The 23,799-nt window shown below is 55.5% G+C and carries 17 protein-coding genes; 8 read left to right on the forward strand and 9 right to left on the reverse strand.

Annotated features, from left to right (window positions below; translation table 11 throughout):
- Positions 1-3: 3 nt before the first annotated feature.
- The gene (pepN, locus tag KSF73_05200; GenBank protein ID MBV1775105.1) at positions 4-2,652 is read right to left on the reverse strand and encodes an aminopeptidase N; all 2,649 of its coding nucleotides are present in this window, start codon (positions 2,650-2,652) and stop codon (positions 4-6) included.
- A gap of 192 nt (positions 2,653-2,844) precedes the next feature.
- On the opposite strand from pepN, the gene KSF73_05205 reads away from it, so the two are divergent.
- From KSF73_05205 to cobA, 3 genes are read left to right on the forward strand one after another with little or no spacing between them, the layout of a single operon-like run.
- Positions 2,845-4,512 carry a nitrite/sulfite reductase gene (locus KSF73_05205; GenBank protein MBV1775106.1) on the forward strand — a complete coding sequence of 556 codons (1,668 nt, stop codon included), beginning with the start codon at positions 2,845-2,847 and terminating at the stop codon, positions 4,510-4,512.
- Positions 4,505-5,020, forward strand: a complete 516-nt coding sequence (locus KSF73_05210) for a DUF934 domain-containing protein (protein ID MBV1775107.1) — start codon at positions 4,505-4,507, stop codon at positions 5,018-5,020. The genes KSF73_05205 and KSF73_05210 overlap by 8 nt, the downstream gene beginning before the upstream one ends.
- A complete protein-coding gene (gene cobA, locus KSF73_05215) occupies positions 5,020-5,766 on the forward strand; it encodes a uroporphyrinogen-III C-methyltransferase (protein MBV1775108.1) in 747 nt (248 codons plus the stop codon). The genes KSF73_05210 and cobA overlap by 1 nt, the downstream gene beginning before the upstream one ends.
- A gap of 50 nt (positions 5,767-5,816) precedes the next feature.
- Here the strand turns inward: cobA and KSF73_05220 are convergent, their stop codons facing one another.
- The 8 genes from KSF73_05220 to map form a co-directional block, all read right to left on the reverse strand.
- A complete protein-coding gene (locus KSF73_05220; GenBank protein MBV1775109.1) occupies positions 5,817-8,249 on the reverse strand; it encodes a hypothetical protein in 2,433 nt (810 codons plus the stop codon).
- Between the two features lie 246 nt (positions 8,250-8,495).
- A complete protein-coding gene (locus KSF73_05225) occupies positions 8,496-9,656 on the reverse strand; it encodes a metallophosphoesterase (GenBank protein ID MBV1775110.1) in 1,161 nt (386 codons plus the stop codon).
- Between the two features lie 54 nt (positions 9,657-9,710).
- Positions 9,711-11,021, reverse strand: a complete 1,311-nt coding sequence (locus KSF73_05230; protein ID MBV1775111.1) for a hypothetical protein — start codon at positions 11,019-11,021, stop codon at positions 9,711-9,713.
- 2 nt (positions 11,022-11,023) lie between these two features.
- Positions 11,024-12,394, reverse strand: coding sequence for a sigma-54 dependent transcriptional regulator (locus tag KSF73_05235; GenBank protein ID MBV1775112.1), 1,371 nt, complete (start codon positions 12,392-12,394; stop codon positions 11,024-11,026).
- A 102-nt stretch (positions 12,395-12,496) separates the two neighbouring features.
- On the reverse strand, positions 12,497-14,926 hold the full coding sequence (locus KSF73_05240; protein MBV1775113.1) for an ABC transporter permease: 2,430 nt from the start codon (positions 14,924-14,926) through the stop codon (positions 12,497-12,499).
- Positions 14,927-14,928: 2 nt separating this feature from the next.
- The gene (locus KSF73_05245; GenBank protein MBV1775114.1) at positions 14,929-15,648 is read right to left on the reverse strand and encodes an ABC transporter ATP-binding protein; all 720 of its coding nucleotides are present in this window, start codon (positions 15,646-15,648) and stop codon (positions 14,929-14,931) included.
- A 159-nt stretch (positions 15,649-15,807) separates the two neighbouring features.
- On the reverse strand, positions 15,808-17,058 hold the full coding sequence (locus tag KSF73_05250) for an efflux RND transporter periplasmic adaptor subunit (GenBank protein MBV1775115.1): 1,251 nt from the start codon (positions 17,056-17,058) through the stop codon (positions 15,808-15,810).
- 234 nt (positions 17,059-17,292) lie between these two features.
- Positions 17,293-18,108, reverse strand: a complete 816-nt coding sequence (gene map / locus KSF73_05255) for a type I methionyl aminopeptidase (protein ID MBV1775116.1) — start codon at positions 18,106-18,108, stop codon at positions 17,293-17,295.
- 230 nt (positions 18,109-18,338) lie between these two features.
- Here map and KSF73_05260 point away from each other — a divergent pair, with 230 nt between their 5' ends.
- The 5 genes from KSF73_05260 (at position 18,339) to KSF73_05280 (ending at position 23,721) form a co-directional block, all read left to right on the forward strand.
- Positions 18,339-19,211: a hypothetical protein gene (locus KSF73_05260; GenBank protein ID MBV1775117.1), complete on the forward strand. Its 873-nt coding sequence runs from the start codon at positions 18,339-18,341 to the stop codon at positions 19,209-19,211.
- Positions 19,212-19,220: 9 nt separating this feature from the next.
- Positions 19,221-19,892, forward strand: a complete 672-nt coding sequence (locus tag KSF73_05265) for an ATP-binding cassette domain-containing protein (GenBank protein ID MBV1775118.1) — start codon at positions 19,221-19,223, stop codon at positions 19,890-19,892.
- A gap of 58 nt (positions 19,893-19,950) precedes the next feature.
- Positions 19,951-20,550 carry an outer membrane beta-barrel protein gene (locus KSF73_05270; GenBank protein MBV1775119.1) on the forward strand — a complete coding sequence of 200 codons (600 nt, stop codon included), beginning with the start codon at positions 19,951-19,953 and terminating at the stop codon, positions 20,548-20,550.
- A gap of 169 nt (positions 20,551-20,719) precedes the next feature.
- A complete protein-coding gene (locus tag KSF73_05275) occupies positions 20,720-22,105 on the forward strand; it encodes a tetratricopeptide repeat protein (protein MBV1775120.1) in 1,386 nt (461 codons plus the stop codon).
- Positions 22,106-22,365: 260 nt separating this feature from the next.
- Positions 22,366-23,721 (forward strand): peptide MFS transporter, encoded by a 1,356-nt coding sequence (locus KSF73_05280; GenBank protein ID MBV1775121.1) that lies wholly within the window; start codon positions 22,366-22,368, stop codon positions 23,719-23,721.
- The last annotated feature ends 78 nt before the right edge of the window (positions 23,722-23,799 follow it).

Here is a 23,799-nt window from a genome sequence, read left to right on the forward strand (position 1 = left end):
ACGTCAGGCGAGGTTGCGCGAGACAATTTCATACACGTCACGCGACAGTCCTTCGTGCGCAGCCAGTCGATCCAGCTGGGCGCGCATCAGGGCACGGCGGGCCGGTTCCATCTTCTTCCAGCGATTGAAACAGCCCGCCAGACGCGATGCTACCTGCGGATTCAGGGCATCGACCGCCAGAATGGTATCGCCAGCAAATGCATAGCCTGAGCCATCCTTGGCGTGGAACCCTGCAAGATTGTTGTGCAGGAACATGCCGATCAGCGAACGTACCTTGTTCGGGTTCGACAGCGCAAAGCCCGGGTGGGACATCAGTTTGCGGGTGTGTGCGACGGTACCGAGCCGGCGTGATCCAGCCTGAATGGCAAACCATTTGTCCATGACCAGTGCATCGTGCTGCCATTTGTCGGCAAAAGCCGCCAGCGCGTCGTCACCGGTCTCCAGCTCGGCCAGTGCAACGATGGCAGCCAGGGTGTCAGTCATGTTATTGGCTTCGTCGTACTGCTTGCGTACGGTGGCGCGCGCCTGTACATCGTCGAGTTCGGCCAGGAAGCCCAGAGCAGTGTTTTTCAGGCTGCGACGGGCGACGGCATCCGCATTGAAGGCATAAGGTGCGTTATCCGAGAGTCGATCCCAGGCGGCCAGCAGTGAGTAGTGCAGGGCGCGGGCAATTTCTTGGCGCATGAAGCGGCGAGCAGCATGAATCGCATCCGGGTCGATTTCGCTTTGTTGATCGGCCAGATAGGATTCGGTCGGCAGGCTCAGCATCAGTGCAACCAATGCCGGGTCGATGCTTTGATCGTCGAGAATCCGCTTGAGTGCGTCCAGCAAGTCGGCCTTGATGGCCAGTTCCTTGCCCGAACGGGCCGATTCGATCAACTCCTGCAGATCCTGCATCATCAGGGTCTGGCCGGCTTCCCAGCGCGAGAATGCATCGCTGTCGTGCGCCATCAGGTGTACCAATTGTGCGCGGCTGTACGGGAAATGCAGCTTCACGGGTGCGGAGAAACCACGCAACAGGGATGGAACCGGCTCGCTGGCGATATCCTTGAAGACGAAACGCTGCGAGGCCTCAGTCACATTCAGCACCAGCGTGCTGGCAGGCGCAGCATCGCTAGCTTGGAGCACCAGCGGCACATCCTTGCCTGCAGCATCGATCAGGCCGACGGACAACGGAATATGGAAGGGGAGCTTGCTGGTCTGGCCGGGGGTGTCCGGGCAGGATTGCGCCACGTCCAGCGTATAGGTCAGGTTTGCCGCATTCCAGTTGCCTGTCACGCGCAGCTCCGGCGTACCGGCTTGCTGGTACCAGCGTTCAAACTGACTGAGGTCGGCGCCGTTGGCATCGGCCATGGCGCGGCGGAAGTCGTCACAGGTGACTGCCTGTCCATCATGGCGCTTGAAGTACAGGTCCATGCCGCGGCGGAAGCCTTCCTTGCCGAACAGGGTCTGGTACATGCGCACCACTTCTGCACCTTTTTCGTAAATCGTTACGGTGTAGAAGTTGTTGATTTCGATATAGGACTCGGGACGTACCGGATGCGCCATCGGGCTGGCATCTTCGGCAAATTGTGCATTGCGCAGCACCCGCACATCTTCGATGCGCTTCACCGCCGGGCTACCCATATCGGCAGAGAAAGCCTGATCACGGAAGACGGTCAGGCCTTCCTTCAGCGACAGCTGGAACCAGTCGCGGCAGGTGACACGGTTGCCGGTCCAGTTGTGGAAGTATTCGTGGGCAATCACGGCTTCAATGCCATCGAAATCAGTATCGGTCGCGGTATCCGGGCGGGCCAGCACGTACTTGGTGTTGAAGATGTTCAGCCCCTTGTTTTCCATGGCGCCCATATTGAAGTCGCTCACAGCCACGATCATGTAGGCATCGAGATCGTATTCGAGGCCGTAGGTGTCTTCGTCCCACTTCATCGATTTCTTAACCGAATTCATGGCATGCGCGCACTTGTCGAGATCGCTATGCTCGACATAAATTTCCAGCGCCACCTTGCGACCCGAACGGGTAGTGAACTGATCCGCCACGCAGGAGAGCTTGCCCGCCACCAGTGCAAACAGATAGGCCGGCTTCTTGAATGGATCGACCCATTTCACCCAGTGACGATTGCGGTCGCTGACGCCTTCGCCCACGCGATTACCGTTGGATAGCAGCACAGGGCAACTTTGCTTGTCGGCAATGATGGTGGTGGTGAAACGCGCCATCACATCGGGACGATCGATGTAGTAGGTGATCTTGCGGAAGCCTTCGGCCTCGCATTGGGTAAAGAAATTGCCATTGGAGCGATACAGCCCCATCAGGCTGGTATTGGTATGCGGGCTCAGCGTGGTGACGATTTCCACAATCGCCGTGTCCGGCATGTTCGGAATGGTCAGCGAGGCATCATCGAGCACGTAGGCATCTGCGCCCAGCACATCGCCCTCCAGCTTCACTGATTCCAGCACCATGTCGTGGCCATCCAGGCGCAGCGGGGCATTGGCATGCGGATGCGCCGGATTGCGCAGCAGCACCATGCGCGAGGTGACGCGCGTAGATTCGTCTTCAATATCAAAGGTCAGATCAACCTTTTCGATCAGGAAGGCGGAAGGTGTGTAATCCTTGAGATGGATTGGCTGGGGCTGCTTGACGTCGTTCTGGCTCATGAGGCATCCGTATGAAACGTATGAGGGCCGCGCTGATTGCGGGCTGGGAATCCCGCTATTGTAGTGCGAGTCAGGCTTGCAAGCACTGCTGCGGCGCAGCATGTCAAAGTCTGTATTTGAATAGAAGGAAATATTCGTTTTTGATCTAAGGTGACATTGTTATGCTTTGCGCCATCTTTCAGGGTGGGTTTCATGTATATCTACGACGACTATGATCAGGCGCTGGTTGACCAGCGTGTCGCCCAGTTCGCCGACCAGACCAACCGCTTTCTGGCGGGCGAACTGACCGGTGAGGAGTTCCGTCCGCTGCGCTTGCAGAACGGCCTCTACATTCAGCGCCATGCGCCGATGCTGCGGGTGGCGATTCCCTACGGCCATCTGCGCGCGGATCAGGTACGCAAGCTCGCGGCGATTGCGCGTACTTATGATCGTAGCTATGCGCACTTCACCACCCGCCAGAATATTCAGTACAACTGGCCGAAGCTGGAAGATGTGCCGGCGATTCTGGCCGAACTGGCTACTGTGCAGATGCATGCCATCCAGACCTCCGGCAACTGCATCCGCAACACCACCACAGATCAATTTGCCGGTGTGGCGTTTGATGAAATTGTCGATCCGCGTCCGTGGTGCGAAATCATTCGCCAGTGGTCGACCTTTCATCCGGAATTCGCCCATTTGCCGCGTAAGTTCAAGATTGCCGTATCAGGTTCGGTAGGAGATCGCGCCGCGACATTGGTACATGATATTGGCCTGCATGCCGTGCGCAATGCAGCCGGTGAAGTTGGCTTCAAGGTGCTGGTGGGCGGCGGTCTGGGTCGTACCCCGATTATCGGCAGCGTGATCCGCGACTTCCTTGAGCCACACCATCTGCTGACCTATCTCGACGCCATCCTGCGTGTGTACAACCGCTATGGCCGTCGCGATAACAAGTACAAAGCACGGATCAAGATTCTGGTGAAGGCAATGACGCCTGAATCGTTTGCGGCCAAGGTCGAAGCCGAATGGGCCTTCCTGAAGGACGGCCCGGCCACGCTGACGCAAGCTGAAATCGACCGCGTATCGCAGTTCTTCACCGCGCCCGCCTACGAAACGCTGCCGGGCGACGATGCAGGGTTTGTGCAGTTGCAGGCCGAGAACAAAGCCTTCGCGCGCTTTGTCGAACGTAATGTGTTCAAGCACAAGCAGCCGGGTTATGTGGCGGTGACGCTCTCGCTCAAGAAAACTGGCGTTGCGCCGGGTGATGCAACGGCGGATCAGCTCGATGCGGTGGCCGATCTGGCCGACCAATATGCCTATGGCGAACTCCGCGTGAGCCACGAACAGAATTTGATTCTGGCCGATGTGAAACAATCGGATGTCGCTGCGCTGTGGGAATCCGCCAAGGCGCTGGGGCTGGCTACACCGAATATCGGCCTGTTGACCGACATCATTGCCTGTCCGGGCGGCGATTTCTGCGATCTGGCCAATGCCAAGTCCATTCCGATTGCCGAAGGCGTGCAAAAGCTGTTCGATAACCTAGATGATCTGTTCGATCTGGGCGAGCTGGACCTCAATATTTCCGGCTGCATGAATTCCTGCGGCCATCATCATGTCGGCAATATCGGGATTCTTGGCGTCGACAAGAACGGTTCCGAGTGGTACCAGATTTCGCTGGGTGGCCGTCAGGGCTACGAGGCCAGCCTGGGTAAGGTCATCGGCCCGTCGTTTGCGCAGGATGATGTGCCGGGCGTGATCCGTCAGGTGATTGATGTGTTCGTAGAGCAGCGCGAAGGCGACGAGCGATTTATTGATGTGTTCGACCGCGTCGGCATCGAGCCGTTCAAGGCACGCGTGTATCAGAAGGAGCGCGCCCATGGTTAAGACGCCACATGTGATCAAGCTGGATCGCCAGACAGGCGAGATCGAAGTCACAGCCAACCACTGGCTGCGTCTGGCGGAAGCCAGTGACGATCCAGTGCCTGCCCACAGCCTCCTGCCTTTGGCTGAATGGCTGGAGCGCAAGGACGAGTTGATTGGTCGCGACGACGTCGGTATCTGGTTCAAGCCGGATGACGAGCCTGAAACGCTTGGTGCGGATGCAGCCAACGTCGCCATCATCGCCGTGGAATTCCCGGCCTTTACCGATGGTCGCGGCTTCTCGATTGGACGCTTGCTGCGTGAACGCTATGGCTTTGCAGGCGAGTTGCGTGCCGTAGGCGATGTGTTCAAGGACACCTTGCTCTACCTGCGCCGCTGCGGCTTTGATGCCTTTGAAGTGCGCGCCGACAAGGATGTACACGAAGCCGCCAAGGGGCTGCACGATTTCAGCGATGCCTACCAGACCAGCGCGGAGCAACCGCTGCCGCTGTTCCGTCGCAGGAGCGCATGATGGCTAAAGTCTGGTTGATTGGTGCAGGGCCCGGCGCAGCGGATCTGATTACCGTGCGTGGCATGCGTGTGCTGCAACAGGCCGACGTGGTGCTATACGACGCGCTGGTGCAGCCGGAGATGCTGGAATTCTGTCCGCAGGCGGAATTGATTGCCGTGGGCAAGCGCTGCCACAAGCACTCGCACAGCCAGTCATTCATCAATAAACGCATCATTGACGCCGCGCACAAGTATCAGCGTGTCGTACGGCTCAAGGGTGGCGACCCGATGTTGTTTGGCCGCGCCCAGGAAGAAATCGACGCGCTCAATGCCGCCGGTATCGAATATGAAGTCGTGCCCGGCATTACGGCGGCGCTCGCTGCCAGTGCCGATCTGGGTATCTCGCTGACCTCGCGTGGCGTGTCGCGCAATGTGGTGTTCGCCACGGCGCGCATTGGCGAGGGCGAAGGCGCGAACGACTGGATCAACGTGGTGCGCGCAGCGGATACCGCCGTGCTCTATATGGGTGTGAAACAGGCTGATTTGATTGCTGCCGCTTTGTTGGCAGCAGGCATGAAAGCGTCGACCACTATCTGCATCGTGGAAGGCGCCTCGCTGCAATCGTCCCGCCAGTTCACCATGACACTGGCAGAACTGCCGCAAGCCGCGAGCTGGCAGCTCGACGGCCCGGCGATTTTGCTGGTAGGCGATGTATTTGCAGCGCGTCAGGCGGTGGGTGCACAGGAAGCTGAGCGCCTGACTGCATAAGGAAAAATGTTTGTCTGTTGGCGGCCACTCCGAATGGGGTGGCCGATTTTTTATTTTGGTTTGACCGCTAAACCGGAGATCGTGAGAATTGATCCTTCGCTGACTATTAGGAGTTGTCCAAGTGGTGAGATGGCAATGTCTTGGATAGTAGCAAGTGATGCGGGTAGTTTGCCCAGTATAGTGCCAATAGTATCTTTATTCCCCGCAATGGTACTGACCAATCCGTCTGGTGAAATTTTACGTATTGAACCTCTATCAGACACAAATAAAGTACCAGTTGCATCCATTTTCATGCTGGTTATCCCTGTGAAAATGGCATTCAATCCTTGCCCATCTTGAATGGGGCGCAGCAGGCTGTTGCCAAGATAATCCTGCCTAAATGGACCATTGCCTGCATGTGTGTAGACTTGGCCATCAGGCAAAATTTTTCTGATGACGTTATTTGAAGCATCTGCTACAAAGAGTGTCCCATTAGAACCAATGGCGAGCGAGACAATAGATCTAAATTTTGCCGTTGATAAAGAACCATTTTCGTAGCCTAGTGAATTATTCTTAAATAATGTTGAAGAATTCCCTTGGGGAGATAGCTTGAGAACCGTCAAGGATGGTTGTGTGTTTGAAGTGTAAGGGCGATAGCTTATCCCACCCAAGAAAAGCGTTCCGTCTTTTGCTATTTCGATGGTGGAGAATATATCATATTCGCACTTGCTTTGTTCTGGGGTACAGATCTTTCCTTTTAGTAATGTGGAAACTGAGCCAGAAGGCGAAATTTTTCTAATTGCATCACCTTGATATGTGATGGGCAGGTTGGAATTGATGGGGGCAGCATCTATGAAGTAGAGATTGTCAAATTGATCTGCCACTATCTTTCCAGGGGAGTTCAGCAACGCTTGCGAAATTTCCCCATCTGCAGCGCCAGAAACACCGGCCTTACCGGCAAAGACTGATACGATGCCATCCGGTGTTATTTTTCGAATAGTATGATCATCAGTATCGGAAATGTAGGCATTGCCATTGCTGTCATAGGTAGCACCCGATGCCTTCATGAATCGCGCGCTGATCCCAGGACCATTTTGGCTCCCGCTAGCAATGGTACTGCCTGCAATGGTTACAATATTTCCAGAGGCATCAAGCTTGCGAATTCTACCGGCAGAATAGTCTGTGAAGTAAATCTCACCGTTAGCTATTGCGATGATCTTGATCTCACCTAACTGGGCTATTCCATTTTTACCATCCGGAAAGTTTAAATCGCTTGTTGTCGGTGGCCAATGAGCGTCGGAGCCAGCGAGAATGGTCAAATTTCCATTTAAGTCTAGTTTTAGGATTCTGCTGCGTGAGGCAAGACTGGAGGTATTGACTGTGCTATCTATGTGTTCAATGCCATAAAAGATCCCGTTTTTTACGTGCGTAAATCTAAATGAACTTTGAGGGCTTGTTGGGTCGGTGTTGCTCTTGATGAACAAATTTGAATTGCCATTTTTGTCGAATTTATAGACATCTTTGCTATTGAATTGGAATGAGTAAAATGTACCATCTTCATCTGCGAGATAGTAATTGCGATCAAGTTTTAAATTGAGAGTGCTGGTTTCGCCGCTTGGGGATATTTTTCGCATTTGCGAGACGTTGAGGCTCCAATTTGCATTCTCTAAGTAAATGTTGTCATTTGAATCTATGTGCAAGTTTCCGATGCTCGAAAATCTGGCAGTTGCTGCGGAGCCATCTGTATTGCCTGATTGTGTAATGGACCCCGCATATGTGGTGACTGAACCATCTGACGAAACTCTACGAATAGCATTGCTGTAAGCATCGGTTATGTAGACATTGTCTTTACTATCAACAACGAGGCTCCCCCACGCAGCAAGCTGAGCGGCTATCCCTCGCCCGTTTATCGGGCTACCACAGTATGCTGCGGTGGTATCACTTTCTTTAAGTCGACTGGTGAGCGATTGATAGTGATAAGTGAAGGGTGCCATTCCTTTGAGAGGCGCACCACTTGGAATATTCATTCCTGTGGGCGGTGGCGGTAAAGTGCAGTCAAGGGAGTCTAATGGGTACTGTGAGCCTGTATAGTACGAAACTTGGCCATCCGATGTGATTTTTCGAAGTAATGTGGAGTCGCGCAGGAAAATGGAGCCAGTTCGACTCATTGTTGCATATGATGGGGATAAAAGGCGCGCATCTCTGCCTTTTCCATCAGCCAATCCAGGGCCGCCAATTGCACCTGCAAGTAAAGCCAAGGTCGGTTGTGTCGGGGTGCAGCCAATTGTAATGTTAGATATATCAGTTGTTGATATTGCTCCTGAGCCCTTTAGGATAGAGCATTGCAATTCGTCTGGTTGAGTTAATATCGAAATGGAGTAATTGCTGCCGGATGGAAGTGAGGTTGGAAATGTGAATTTCCCATTTTTATTAATGGAGATGGAAGGTAAATTATTTAGTGAAAGTGTAATGGCTTTATTTTCTGTTAAGCCAAGAATAGTCATGGATACTGAGTAAGTAGGTGTGTTTGGAGTAGTAGATGAAGTAGGGTTACTTCCATTTCCTCCTCCACATGCAGACAGTACGAAAAGGAAAGATGATAAGGAAAGTTTAATGAGTAAAGTGTTACGCGAACGAGTCACTGCGCCTCCCGAAAAAATATGAGTGCCATTTTATATAGTTTAAAGGAGAGTATAACATGGAGAGTAATTGAGCCGGCGAGAGCGAATCGTAATTGATGATCTGTAACGCTAAGCCCTCACCAACCTGATCCGCGTAATCTCCGACGGCGCACCAAATCGCTTGGGCGGGCCCCAGTAGCCGGTCCCCCGGCTGATATACAGCCATGTCGAACCGTGCTTCACCAGCCCGGCCACATAGGGCTGCTGTAGCGGCACAAACAGATTCCATGGCCAGAACTGACCGCCGTGGGTATGGCCGGAAAGCTGCAGATGGGTACCGGCTGCTTCGGCGGCGGGAATGGTGCGCGGCTGATGCGCGAGCAGTACGCGAATCGCACCGTCTGGGCTGTCTGAAAAGGCGCGCACCGGATCGCTCTGGTGGCTGCGGTCGAAATGGTGGGCGGTGTAGTCGGGTACGCCACCCAGCGCCAAGATTGCGTCACCCCGGCGGATGAGCTGATGCTCGTTCATCAGTACCCGTATGCCTAGCCGCTGCCACTCCGCGATCCACTGGTGTGCACCCGAGTAATACTCATGATTGCCCGTCACTGCAAAGGTGCCATCGCGTGATTTCAAGTCTGCAAGTGGCGCAGTATGTGGCTGCAAGTGCGCCACATCGCCATCCACCACGTCGCCGGTAATCACCACGGCATCAGCGTCCAGTTTGTTCACCCGGCGGACCACCTTTTCGATGTAGTTGCGCTTGATGGTGGGGCCGACATGAATATCGCTGAGTTGAACCAGCGTGTATCCGGATAAGGCCTCGGGCAGATTGGCAATCGGCACGACAATGTCGATGACGGTGGCGACGCGGCGGGCGTTGATATAGCCGATCAGGGTAACCATAAAAGCCAGCGCCACCACCCCGATTGCGCTGTCGTACGGCAGTGTGGCCGAGGTCGGTGTGCGCATGAGGGATGACCAGAGCGCGTCACCTAGCAATACGATATCGCGCACAAATGTCAGCAGAATGGCCGAAGAAAACCAGCCCATGGGGAGCAGACCGATCCACGCCAGCTTGTCGGAGAGGGGCGGTTTGGCAATAAAGCGCGATAGCAGCCCTAGCGGAATCACCAGTGCCGACAGCATCAGTCCGATCCACACCAGCACATTGAGCGTATCCGGCAATGCCAGCACGGGCAGGATGCGCCAGCCGATATAGGCGTGCAAACCGAGCAGCAGTGCCACGACGGCGACAATAAAACGGGAACTGCGCGGAGGCTTGGCCATGTGGCATCCAGATCAATCAGTCGAGCACTTTAGATGAGGGCGTGCGCGGGTGGTTCAAGCGTGCGGTAAATCAATCAGGTGTCGAAACGTGAGAATGGCCTCGCTGCCCGGCTGATCTTCTCGATTGCGCAGCACGAGGTCGCCTTGATGGGCGGCCATGATCTGTCTGCACAATACCAGTCCGATACCCGTACCAGATGGTTTGGTCGTGTAGAACGGCACAAAAAGATTATGCGGATTAACGATCCCGGTACCATTGTCCTGAATCAGAATGCGGGGTGGCGATGTTTGAATGCGAATGTCGATCTGACTGGCGCCGGCTTCGCTCGCATTTTTGAATAGATTCACCAATACCTGTTCAATCTGAGCCGGATCGCCAAACAAGAGACATTGATCCGGTGCGCTGATCAGTGTTGTACCGGTAAACAGCGGCAGCAGCTGACGTACGCGTGCAGATAAATCGAACATGCATTTGGCGGGCTCCGGCAGTCTGGCGAGTTCGGCATAGCGTCGTACAAACTCGCTGAGATGCCGGGCGCGATCTTCAATGATCGCCAATCCTTCCGCAATGTCATCCTGATGGGTGTGTAGCCCATCCCTTTTCAGCAGGGCGCTGAGTGTGTTGCCGACACTGGCAATCGGCCCCAGCGAATTATTGACCTCGTGGCTGAACACACGAATCAGGCGTCGCCATGCCTTTTGTTCTTCGTCGCGCAAAACCGCCCGCATATCAGTAATCAGTAATAGCGTATGCGTGCTTCCATCTACCAGATAGCTATCCCGGCGTACCCGCCAGCTGCCGGAGCCGCCGGGAAAGGCGCGCTCTACAATGCGTTCGGGCTGATCCTCCATCCAGTCGGATACCTGCAGATCCCGGGCGGTGAATGCACTTGCATTGTCCGGGAGCTTCATCAAACGCGCCGCTGCGGGATTGGCAAGCTTCAGGCATCCATCCGGGTTGAATGCGAGAATGGCGATATCCATGCCTGCCACGATGCGATCCACCAGTCGATGGGCTGCGTCGGTCTGCAGGCGCTGTGATTGCAGGGTGCTGGCGAGAGCATTGATGTCGCGAGCCAGTTCGCCCAGCGCATCTTCCTGAGGGAGATTGAGGCGCATCGAATAATCACCCACCCGGATCGATTCGACCAGATTGGCGAGATTCCGCAGCGGGTATGCATAATGATGGCGAACGGCAAACACACTGATGAAAGACAAGCTGACAAGGAGCGCCAGTAGTAACAGTCGAGCATAAACAGACCAAGGCTGAGTCCAGATGCTGACGCAGGCGATCCCGAGCGGCAGGGTCATGCCGCATAGCATCAGGAGGGTGATGCGGGTATCGGTGCGCAGGCGGCGAGCCATGATCAGAGCCCGAACTTCTGTAGGCGACGATAGAAGGCTGACCGGCTCAGCCCCAGTGCTTCTGCCGCCGCTTGTGCATTGCCGTCGTGGCGCTTCAGCGCCATGCGGATGAGCCATTTTTCGGCATCTTCAAGCGAGAGCGAGTCAAGCACGTCGTCAGCTGGCGTGGTGGTAGATGGACCGTGCACCGCCAAGCCCAAATCCCCCGCTTGAATCACTGCACCAGTTGCCAGCAGGGCGGCGCGCTCCATGCAATGAGATAACTCCCGCACATTGCCGGGCCAGCTGTGCGATTGCAGTACCTGAATGGCGAGTACGTCCAGTTCGCGCAAGGGTTTCCCATGCTGGCGGGCGTGATGATGCAGGAAGTGGCGTGCCAGCAGGGGAATGTCTTCGTGACGCTCGCGCAGGGGAGGCATGTGAATCACGATACTGTTCAGTCGATACAGTAAATCCTGACGGAATCGTCCATGGGTGACGAGTGCGGGCAGATCCGCATTTGTGGCAGTAATCAGGCGAACATTGGCGTGTTGCGGGCGACTGCTACCCAGTCGTTCAAACTGGCGGGTTTCAAGCACTTGTAATAGCTTGGCTTGCTGGTTGAGGGGCAGGTTACCAATTTCATCCAGAAACAGCGTACCGCCTTCGGCCAGCTCGAATCGGCCCATGCGATCTTCTTTGGCATCGGTAAAGGCACCTTTCTTATGACCGAATAATTCGCTCTCGAACAGACTGTCCGGAATCGCACCCATATTGACGCGAACCAGACTGCCCTGGGCGCGACGCGAATGGGCGTGTATCCATTCGGCCAGCTGCGATTTGCCTGTGCCGTTTTCGCCGGTAATCAGGATATTGACATCCGCGCCTGCAACCGAGGAAGCCTGTGAAATCACAGCTTGCATGGCTGTTGATTCCCCGATCCAGTCGGGTGCGCCGCTGCTTGATTGCAACACGCGATTTTCAGCCTTCAGCCGGATATTTTCATGCTGTGAGGCCTGCATGCGTAGCTGTTGCCGGACAATATTGCCCAGACGCTGATTGTCCCAAGGCTTCTCGATGAAGTCGCTTGCGCCCAGACGCATGGCCTCCACTGCCAGTTGCACTGTGCTCCATGCAGTCATGGCAATGATGGGCAGATCAGGCCACTCGCGCCGGAGTTCGCGAATGAGGTCAAGTCCTTCCAGTCCCGAAGTTGTATCGCGGGTGTAATTCAGATCGACCAGCACCAACGACGCTTCGTGCTGGCGCAAGGCATCCAGCAGGGCATCTGGCGAGGCGCAGACCTCGCACGGCCAGTTTTCGCTTTTGAAAAACAGCTTGAGGGCGGCGCGAATGCCGACGTCGTCGTCGCAAATGAGGATGGGGTCAGTCACGTTTGATGAAATGTCTTTCAATGGTCCCAGCATACAAATTTTGATGGCAAAAGGCACCCGATTCCTTGGGGATCGGGTGCCGTTGTGGCGAAATAGGCCGACTTACTCGTAGCGCAGTGCCGCGTTGGGTGTGAGTGCAATGGCTCGCCGTGCAGGAATCAGGATGGCCATAAACAGTACGCTGGAAATCACCATGGCAATCAGCACAATGGCCAGTGGAATCGCCAGCTCGCTGCGATAGAGAAATTCCTGCATTGCAATGGTGACCCCCCAGCCCATCAGCAAGCCTGTCGGCAGGCCAATCAGCAACTGACGCACCCCACGTTTTACCAGCATACGTAAGATGGCAGAATCGCTGGCGCCCACCGAACGACGCAGACCGACTTCCCAGGTACGCAATGCGACGGAACGCGCAGTCATGCCGTAAATACCGCTGGTGGCAAGTAACAGACTGATCAGACCCAGCGCAACGCACCATGCCGCCAGAATATTGAAGCCGCCCTGGTTGGCATCGTGCAGTTCGTCAAAACTCATCAGCCGGGACGGGGCGATGGCACTATCCGCCAGTTGAACGGCAGCCGACAATCCCTGAATGGCGGTTTGCACGTCCGGGCCTGCAACGGCAATGGATAGCTCGGTGGGGATAGATTGTGAGATAGGCTGGAAAAGCGTTCCCAATCCACGCTCGTTCGTGCCACTCGGCGCGCCGTGCAGGACGGGCGTGACCACGCCTACCACTGTGACCCAGTGACCAGCCTTGTCAGGGTCATTCATCACGTATACACGTTTACCAATTGGCGACGCCTTTGGCCAGAAGGACGTGGCCAGCGCGGAATCCACAACGGCAACGGGCAGCGTATCCAGACGGTCGTCCTGGGTAAAGGTACGGCCTTGAATCAGTTTGATATCCAGTGTGCGGAAATAGTCGCCGTTCACAACATAGCGGTCGGCAACCGGTTCATGTCCCTTGTTGACCACCATGGCTTCTGGGTACATGGGGGCACCCATACTCATGCCATCGCCGGGGAGGGTGTCACCCAGTGCCAGACGCAGGCCCCCCGATTGCGCGGCCAGGCCACGTTCGAGTCGTTGCCAGTATTGCGCGCGCAAGGCATCGGTGGTGTACGTGGAGCCCACGCCATTCAGTGCCAACCGTGCCGTCGCAATATCGTGGGTGCGGCAACCGTAGTCGGCGCGGGCAATCTGGTAAATGCTCCACGGAAGTACACATGCCGCCACCAGCAAGGTACAGCTCAGGGCAATCTGGGCGATCACCAGAAAGCTGCTGAACTTGCTGCCGGATTTGCTCTGGCCGTGCCGTGTGCCATCGCGCAGTACCTGCATGACATCCAGCTTAACGGCGTTGCGCGCGGGTACCAGTCCCACCATGACAGTTGTAAGTACAGCCAGCAGAATGGCCACGATGGATTCCCGCCAGCCGATGCCAAACTGGAACCAGAAGGGCAGAAAATCGCGTGCGCCGGGTGTATCCATCAGCGCCTTGCTGCTCAGGTCCAGCGTCCAGCCCGCAATGCAGATGGCAATGGCGGCAGCAACCAGTGACAGAATCAGACCCTCGCAGACCATTTGCCGGACCAGCCGGTGCTGCGGCGCACCCAGCGCTGCGCGAATGGTGATTTCCTGCTGACGTTCGTTGCTCCGTGCCAGCAGGAGATTGCTGGTATTGATCCAGGTCAGCATCAGCAGCAAGCCGGCAGCACCACCTAATGTCAGATACAAGCCCAGGCCAGCGCGTGAGTTACCATGTACAAACGGAACTATTTTCGCGCCGAGATTCTGGCTGGCTTTGCCCCATTCAGCAGCTTGCCGCTTGGCCATGACGCCGATTTCATTGCTGGCATCATCCAGAGATGCGTCGGGTTTGAGCCAACCCATCACACTCACCCGGTTATCGTCACCGGGTGCGTATTTAACCGGCGGCTTGAATGGCAGCCATATCTGTTCGGACGTAGGAAAACGGAAGCCAGCAGGCATGATGCCGACAATCGTTCCGGTTACGCCATTGACTTTGATGTGGCTGCCGATGATCGATGCGTCGCCACCCAGCCGCTTTTTCCATATGTCTGCGTTGATGACTACGGCTAGTGGTGCGCCCGCTTCCGAGTCTGCACCTTGCAAGGTGCGCCCCATGATCGGCTGCACACCGTGGATCGCCCACATGCCCGGCGAGGTGTAGTACACCCGGAAGCTTTCCGCCAGCCGTGCGGTGCCGATTGAGGCATTGCGCGATTGCCCCGGCAGCAATTGCTCGAAGTGCGTCTGGTTTTTCTGAAATTCGACAAAGGCCGCGTAGCGCACTTGATCGCCATTGGTGCGGCCATCGAATAATTCGTTGATCGCTGCCAGCCGCTCGAAATTCGGCCAGGGAAGATGCGCAAACCCGATCGCGTGCGCGACCGCATACATATAAATTGCAAAGGCGATGCCGGCTGACAAGGTCAGAATGGTCAGCAAGGAGAATCCGGGCGCCTTTAATTGCAGGCGCAAGGCATAGCGCAGATCATTCCACATATTTACACCCCCAGAATCAAGGAGTGCGCAGGGGCGATACCCGACTCACCGACTTGATCGTCTACCAGTCGGCCATCGAATAGCGATACGCGGCGTTTGGCCAGCGCAGCCGAGCGAGGATCATGCGTGACCATGCACAGCGTGGCACCATCTGCATGAATCTGCCGCAGCAGGTTCATCACCAGTTCGGCATTGCGCGAATCCAGATTACCGGTCGGCTCATCTGCGAGAATCAAACCCGGCTTGTTGACGATGGCGCGCGCAACGGCTACGCGCTGTTGCTGACCGCCCGACAATTGCGACGGGAAATGCCGTGCACGATGGCTCATATCTACTTTGGCCAGCGCCTCTGCGACCATCGCCTTGCATTCCTTGCGACTCAGGTCGTCGCGGTACAGCAGGGGTACACCCACATTTTCTTCGACATTCAGATCGGAAATCAGGTTGAACGCCTGAAATACAAAGCCGATTTCCCGGTTGCGGACATGTGCGCGCTCGCGATTGCTGAGTTTCAGCACGTCGCGCTCGTTCAGGTAATACGCGCCCTGTGTGGCGACATCCAGTAATCCCAGAATGCCGAGCAGCGTGGATTTCCCGCAACCTGACGGGCCGTTGATCGATACAAATTCGCCCTTGAGGATGCTCAGATGAATGTCATCGAGCGCGCGTGTTTCGAGTTCATCGGTCAGAAAGGATTTGCTGACGCCTGACAATTCAATGATGTGGCTGGACATGGTGTCTCTTCTCCTGCGCAAAAATGCGGATGTTCAGACTGCGAAAGACGCGCGCCGGTTGCCATGGTAGCGGAAAGACCCGCGGGCGACGTGTCGGGTTGGGGGCTGGGATGGCTCCAGGCAAGCGGGCTAAGCATCGCGGCTCCTTTACCGGAGCTTGACCCGGTCAAAGTCGCGCCAAGCGGTTGTGTCGGAGACCACGATGCGGTCGCCGGGCTGTAAGCCCTGCTTGATGGCAATGCGATTGATGCCGGCGGTTCCAAAGGACACTCGCACGCGCTCGGCCATTCCGGAGGCATCTACGCGATAGATATTCATCTGTGTGTCTGCCTGTGCAAACACAGGGCGACCGACCTGAATCGTGTCGTTGATACGGGTGATATCAATGCTGCCTTCCACACTTAAATCCGGGCGGGCGCTGCGGGGCAGGGCTCCGGTCAGGCGCATGTCCACCTTCACCGTGCCATTGGCAACACTTGGGGCAATCCGCATGACTTCTGCTGCGATCAGTCCTGCGCGGGTATCGATTTGCCCGGTTTGCCCGACTGCAATGTCCCGTACCTGCGCCTCCTGAATCTGCAATTCGGCGTAGAGCTGTCCGGGGCGTACCAGCTTGGTGAGTGCCATGCCTGCCAAAACCGCCTGACCGGGCTGCAGATTCAGCTCCTGCACAATGCCATCTGCAGGTGCCTTGACTGAGAGTGCATCGCGAAGGTCCTGCGCGCGCTGCAAAGACTTTTTCAGGCGGGCGACATTGGCTTCGCGTGCTTCGATCTGTGCCTTGAGATTCGCCGCACCGCGATTGAGGCGCTCGCGCGCCAGCGCCAGATTTTCGTGCTGCTGCTTGAAGTTGAGCTCGGTGGCCTGATAATCGAGCTTGGACACCATGCCATGTCTGATCAGCTCAGCCTGTACTGCGAGCTTTTGCCGTGCGGTTTCCTCGGTGAACTCTGCCGTCTTGATCATGGACTGCTGGTTTAGCTGCTCCATTTCGAGTTGGGTACGCGTGGCGCGCAATTCAGCCTCAGCCTGTTCCAGCGCCCAGCGATTTTCTTCTGTCAGCTGGCTCAGCGCCGGGTTGGTCAGCTGAACAAGCAGTTGTCCCGCTTCCACGCGCGTACCGGGCTGCACCAGCACGCGCTCGACCCGCGCTTCACTCTGGGCAGCCAGCATGCGAACATCGAGTGCTCGCAATAATCCGTTGCCCTGCACGTTCACAACCATCTGCCCGCGTTCCACGGTACTAAGACTGACGGATGCTTTCTCGACAGACATGCCGGCAGGCTTGGCATTCAACCCCGCGATGACCACCCCGGCGAGTGCGGTCGCAGCGATGCCGATTTGAAACGAACGATGCCGCCAGAGCGGGCGTTTAACAGGTGCGCGTTGAATATCCATGGTGTGCGTATGCAAGTATCAAGTCAGACTGAATACAGCAGTTTGCGTGCCAGGATGTTAAGTGATTGTTTCTTATGTGAATTGGTCTTGATGCGTGGCGGCATGTGATCTTGCCGTCTCGAAACTGGGATAACGTCTGTCCCGGAAATGGGACAGAACAGATGAGATGAACTCCCTGCAAAGCAAAAAGCCACCTCAGCGAGGTGGCTTTTTGTGCGGGCATGCGTTCGCGGATTAGGCCGCTACAGCTGGTGCGCCAAAGTCCGGACGGGCAGGTGCCCCTTCGGAGGTGGTCAGGACTTCGTAGCCTGTATCGGTTACCAGAATCGTATGCTCAAACTGCGCAGAGAGAGAACGATCCTTGGTCAGCACAGTCCAGCCATCTGCCATGACGCGGATGTCCTTACGGCCTGCATTGATCATCGGCTCAATGGTGAAGATCATACCAGCCTTCAGTTCCAAACCTGTGCCCGGACGACCGTAGTGCAGCACCTGTGGTTCTTCGTGGAACTTTTTACCGATACCGTGGCCACAGAATTCGCGTACCACCGAATAGCCAGCCTTTTCGGCGTGCTGTTGAATCGCCGCACCGATGTCACCCAGACGTGCGCCGGGTTTGACCTTGTCGATGCCGATCCACATGCATTCGTAGGTATTTTGCACCAAGCGGCGGGCTTGTGGCGTGACATTGCCCACGCAGAACGTACGGCTGGTATCGCCGTGATAGCCGTCCTTGATCACCGTGATATCGAGATTGACGATATCGCCGTCCTTCAGGGGCTTGTTGACCGGAATACCGTGACAAATCACCGCATTGACCGAGGTACAGATTGACTTCGGAAACGGGGTGTAGCCGGGCGGACAGTAGTTCAGCGGAGCAGGGATGCAGCCCTGTACGTTGACCATATAGTCGTGGCACAGCTTGTCCAAGTGTTCGGTGGTGACACCCGGCACGACGTGCGGTGTGATGTAATCCAGCACTTCGCTGGCCAGTCGGCCGGCGATGCGCATCTTTTCAATATCAGTAGTGTTCTTGATAACAATGGACATGCGGGCGTCCGAAATAATCCGACCAAAATGCTAGGATAATCATCTACTCAGATAGATGCAATTTGATTTTTCACAACATAATGATTTTTAAAGAATTTAATTATGCATCCGGATGGCTGTTACTGCGCTTCCGATTGCGGCAAACCGCGCCTCTGATGCGCGAAGCCTTACAGACGCATTCACGTATCTTGCTGATATGTGCAATTTTTTGTTCGGATTTTCTCGGATCCATGCTGATCCAGACGCCTGAGATTCTGGCGACGCCTGTCGGTGCATTGCTCACTCTGGACTGGCTGGGTGTGGCAAAAGGCTGGCTGATCTATTGTGCTTCCTGTCTGGCTTGGGGCGGGATCATGAAGCGCGTTTGGATCAATACTCATATCTGGATGAGCGTACTGCCTGTTGGACGACAGGAGGCGAAGCTGATCGGCAGCATTCACTGGATGCTCATGCATGTGCCCGCATGGACGCTGATATCGGCTACAGTCATGTTTTGTCCATTTTCAATTTTGGTGATCCCAGCCATGGGTGCTGCGCTCATGGTGGCCATGCTGACTGCTCCGCCTGCAAGCCTCGAGGCAGAGACATTCGCTTGTTTGAGCAAACTACCTTCTGTTCGCATTCGCATTAGTCTTGCGCCCCTGCTACACGACTCACGCGGAGCACTCTATCTATGTCTCATCGCGAGTGCGCTGAGTACGATGGCGATTCGGATGGTCATTCATACCCCTTTTGCCGGGCGCGTGCATGGACTGACCTGCCTCCTGATCGCACTCTTGATCTGGGTCTGCTCACTGATGGTGATTCCACTGGCTCGCAACAGGGCGTTGGCCGTGGACTGGTTGAAGGCTTTACCCGGCGGTTGGCGGTCGATTCGTCGCTACGATCATCTGATTGTGGCGTGGCTTACCGTTGGATTAGTGTTGCCCGTGGTGATTCAGGCCTCGCAACAGTCGGGCGTACATCTACCGCTCTGGATGCTTGCCGGGCATGTGCTGCTGATTTGGGGCATGATCAACCTGAACGAACGCCACACCAGCCACGCCCCGTTTTTTGCGCCGCAGATTGCGCTTGCCTGGGCGGCGGCCACGGCATTTTTATAAAGTGACTGTATGAACACGCCCTCTGAGCACCCCATCCTTCGGCTTGATGCGGTTGGCACTCGTTACAATAATCGCTGGCTTTTCCGACAGGTGAGCCTGACTTTACCTGCCGGTGTCTACGCGCTGACCGGCGCAAATGGGGCGGGCAAATCTAGTTGTTTGCGGATGCTGGCGGGTCTGCAGCCCATGCATGAAGGCCGAATGAGCCTGGACGGCTTACTGTATACACCGGATCAAGATGACTGGAAGCAACGGATTGGGTACGCGTCAGACAAACCGGATGCATGGCCTTCTATGCGGTTAGCAGATTTCTTTGAACTGATCGCGGGTTTCAAACGTACATCGCTTGTGTCTGTGCTGGATCACGCCGACCGGTACGGATTGTCTGATCATCTCAATTCTACGTGGTCAGGGTTATCGCTGGGTACACGGAAAAAAGCTGTTCTGGTATCCGCATGGGCAGGAGAACCCGCAGTGCTCTTGCTGGACGAACCCAGTATTGCGCTCGATCATGCTGCGCGCACGGTATTAATAGAAGACATCCAGCACGTGGCCAGACGCGCAATCGTGCTGGCTGCAACGCATGACGACGAGATCATTCACCTCGGGTCAGAATTGTTAGTGAACAAACAGTCAATTTTGCAGGAATCTGATTTATCTCAAAGTTGTATGGTCAGGTAAGGCGTATTGTGCACTCATGCGCTGACCGAAACGGAAAGCGAACCTACTGGAGAAAAACATGAAGGCCAAATTCCTTGCTTCCCTGATCGCTACTGTTGCCATGTCCGCTGCCATGGCTGATGCCGGTGACCTGCTGGTCCGTGGCCGTGTGGTCAATGTTGGCCCGAGCGTAAGCACCTCTGACACCCTGTCGACCCTGAATGTCGATGTGAAGAAGGACACCATTCCTGAACTCGACTTCACCTACATGGTCACAGAAAACATCGGTGCTGAACTGATTCTGGGTACTTCGCGTCACGAAGTGACCGCTGGTGGTGCAAGCCTGGGTAAGGTGAGCGTGCTGCCTCCGACCGTGACTGCACAATACCACTTCAGCCCGAAGGCTGACTTCCGTCCTTACGTGGGTGTCGGTGTGAACTACACCCGCTTCTACAGCAATGATCTGAAGGCTGGTTCGACCCCTCTCGATATCGACAAGAACAGCTTCGGTGGCGCTCTGCAAGCCGGTTTCGACGTCGCTATCAACAAGGACTGGTTTGTTAACTTCGACGTCAAGAAGGTCTGGCTGAAGACTGATGTGAAGGCAGCTGGTGCCAATCTGGGTACCCTGACTATCAACCCGACCCTGATCGGTGTGGGTATCGGTACCAAGTTCTAATACAAAAACGTCTCTCGAACAGGCAGTTTGCCAAGGGCAGCCGCGTAAGCGGACTGCCCTTTTTCATGGTCAGTATCAAAGCATAAATGCGACAGCCATTGCCGAGCCTGCATTCCCCGCTTTCCGTGATGCTAGGATGAGTCCGGTGTGCTGATGACAGGATGGGTTGATGGATAGTCTGGAAACCGCAAACAAACCTGCACCGGAACCTGTAGGGGAGATCGCTCAGGGCATCGACTGGATGCAGACGGGTCGCCTGGTCGAAGCAGAGCAGTGCTTTCGTGATGTATATCGCGATACGGGACACCCTCTGGCGGCAGGAAATCTGGCACTCGTACTGCAGAAGCTGGGGCGACTCGATGAGTCCGTGTATTGGCATCGGCTGACTGTCCAGCTTTTGCCCGACAATGGCGATGCACTCAGTAATCTGGCGGGCGTGCTGGTCAAGCTCGGACACACCTCGGAAGCAATGGCGTGTTACCAGCATGCACGCGAGTTGCAGCCCGATTGCGCGGCGATTCATTCCAATCTGGGTGTCCTATACGCCGATTTGCTGCAACTTGCTGCCGCAGAAGCGTGTTTTCTACGGGCGCTGAGTCTTCAACCCGATTATCCATCCGCTCGAAATAACCTTGGACAGCTCTACCTGAGCCAGGGGCGCTATGCAGAGGGCTGGCGCTTGCATGAAGCTCGGTGGGCGGGGAATGCTCCGCATCCGGCCTTAAGTATGATGACGGGTCGCGTAACGTCCTGGCAGGGTGACGATGTAACGGGTAAGGCCATACTGATCTGGTGCGAGCAAGGCTTTGGCGATGCCATTCACTTCTGCCGCTATCTTCCCATGCTCAAAGCGCGCGGTGCGCGACGCATTACCGTCGTTTGCCGATACCCGCTTATGCCCTTGCTTGCAACGCTGGATGGCGTAGATCAGCTGATCGGCCCGGAAATTACCGAGTCTCAGATTATCGAGCATGACCTCTGGTGCTGGATGATGAGTCTGCCGTGCCTGTTTGGCACCATGCCTGACACCATTCCTGCCAGCATTCCCTATTTGCATGTTCCCCCGCATAAGCAAACGATGTGGCAGGCAAAATTGACCATGCCGTCACGGAAAATAGGCCTCGTGTGGCACGGCAATCCCGGTCACGAAAATAATGCCGATCGCTCGATGCCGAGTTTTACGACTCTGTCGATGCTGTATGAGTCGCCACTCAATCATGTGCACTGGATTGCCATGCAGCCCGGCGAGCGCAGTGTGCTTCGTGACACGGCGATGGTCACGGATATTGGGGCAGACATACAGGATTTCGGTGATCTGGCGGCCGCAATCGCCAATCTGGATTTGCTGATTAGCGTTGATACGGCGGCTGTACATGTTGCCGGCGCGCTCGGCATCCCCTGTTGGGTGCTGCTTCCCGCCTGGAAAACTGATTGGCGCTGGCCAAGACAGGGGGATACGACTCCCTGGTATCCCCGGCATATGTTGATTTGGCGACAAACCCATCGGGGCGAATGGCGGGATGTACTGTCGTCGATCTTATCTCGCCTGAGCTAAAGCATGGCGATTTCTAGCGCTCTACTAGCATCACTTCCAAGCTGTGGTGGTGCGAAAATATGCCAATATCCTGCGTTACTGTTGTAAAAATAACGAAATTGAATGGGTGGTTCGCTAATTTATTGATGTAAGCAAGAAGGTGAGGGGTTTTGGCTTGTTGTTGCGTTGCGATATATGCTATTTAGCCGCCTTGATTCATTTTAGCGGCAGCTCATGAGGCTGCCGTTGTTGCGATTGCAAGACACCCCTCTGAGGTTTATATGAGTTCAAACGTTCCGGCCGGTACCTTCCTTGGCCACCCGAAAGGGCTGTTCCTGTTGTTCGCCACAGAAATGTGGGAACGCTTTAGCTACTACGGCATGCGCGCCCTGTTGGTGCTGACACTGGTTGCAGGTACTGAAGCCATCAACCCTGGCTTTGGCTGGAACAAGGCAGAAGCCTTGAGTATCTACGGCACCTACACAGGTTTGTGTTACCTCACACCGCTGTTTGGCGGCTGGCTGGCTGATAACTTCCTGGGTCAGCGTAAATCCATCATTATCGGCGGCTTGATCATGGCAGCGGGTCAGTTCCTGTTGTCTGCCTCTGTTCCCCATGACATTAACCTGTTTTACGTGGGCCTAGGTCTGCTGATTGTCGGCAACGGTTTCTTCAAGCCGAACATTTCCACCATGGTGGGTGATCTGTACCCGTCTGGTGATTCCCGTCGTGACTCGGCATTCACCATTTTCTACATGGGGATCAACACGGGCGCGTTCATCGCCCCGTTTATTTGCTCCACGCTGGGTGAAAATCCTGCCTATGGCTGGAAGTACGGCTATATGGCTGCTGGTACGGGCATGCTGCTGTCGGTGGTTGTACAGCTTGCACTGGCCAAGTCGTTGCTGGGTGAGATCGGTACCAAGCCGGGCGCGAAACTGGCGCTTGAAGCAAGTGGTGGCAAGAAAGAGCCACTGACCAAGGTCGAGTGGGATCGCATGCGCGTCGTGTTCGTGCTGTTTACTTTCGTGGTGCTGTTCTGGGCTGCGTTCGAACAGGCTGGCGGTTTGCTGAACATCTATGCATCGGAAAAGACTGATCGCTTTGTCGGTTCCTTTGAAGTGCCCGCTGGCTGGTTCCAGTCGGTGAATCCAGTCTTTATTATTCTGCTGGGACCTGTCTTTGCCATGATCTGGGGTGCGCTGGGTCGTGCAGGCAAAAATCCGAGTACACCCGTCAAGATGATTCTGGGTCTGATTCTGACCGCGATCGGCTTTCTGTTTATGGTGGGTGCGACTTACGATCAGGCTGCGCATGGCAAGGCTGCCATGATCTGGCTGGTGCTGGCATACCTGTTCCATACCATGGGTGAGCTGTGCATTTCGCCGGTTGGTCTGTCGATGGTGACCAAGCTGGCACCGATGCGTCTGGCCAGCCTGATGATGGGTGTGTGGTTCCTGATCAATGCAATCGCCAACAAGCTGGCTGGCATGATCGGCGGCTATGCAGAGCAAGCGGGCGAATTGACCATTTTCGGTGGTCTGGCAGTGTTCCTGGTGGTATTCGGTCTGGGCTTGTGGACGATTTCCGGCAAGCTGGTAACCTGGATGCACGGTGCTGAATCAGCCAAGCAATAATTAGTAAGTAGCGTATCGGGGAAAACCCCGATTGCAAATGCGAACGTGACATCGTTCGCATGATGCTCGCAAGTAAGA

The sequence above is a fragment of the Burkholderiaceae bacterium DAT-1 genome (genome assembly GCA_019084025.1).
Classification (GTDB): Bacteria; Pseudomonadota; Gammaproteobacteria; order Burkholderiales; family Chitinimonadaceae; genus DAT-1.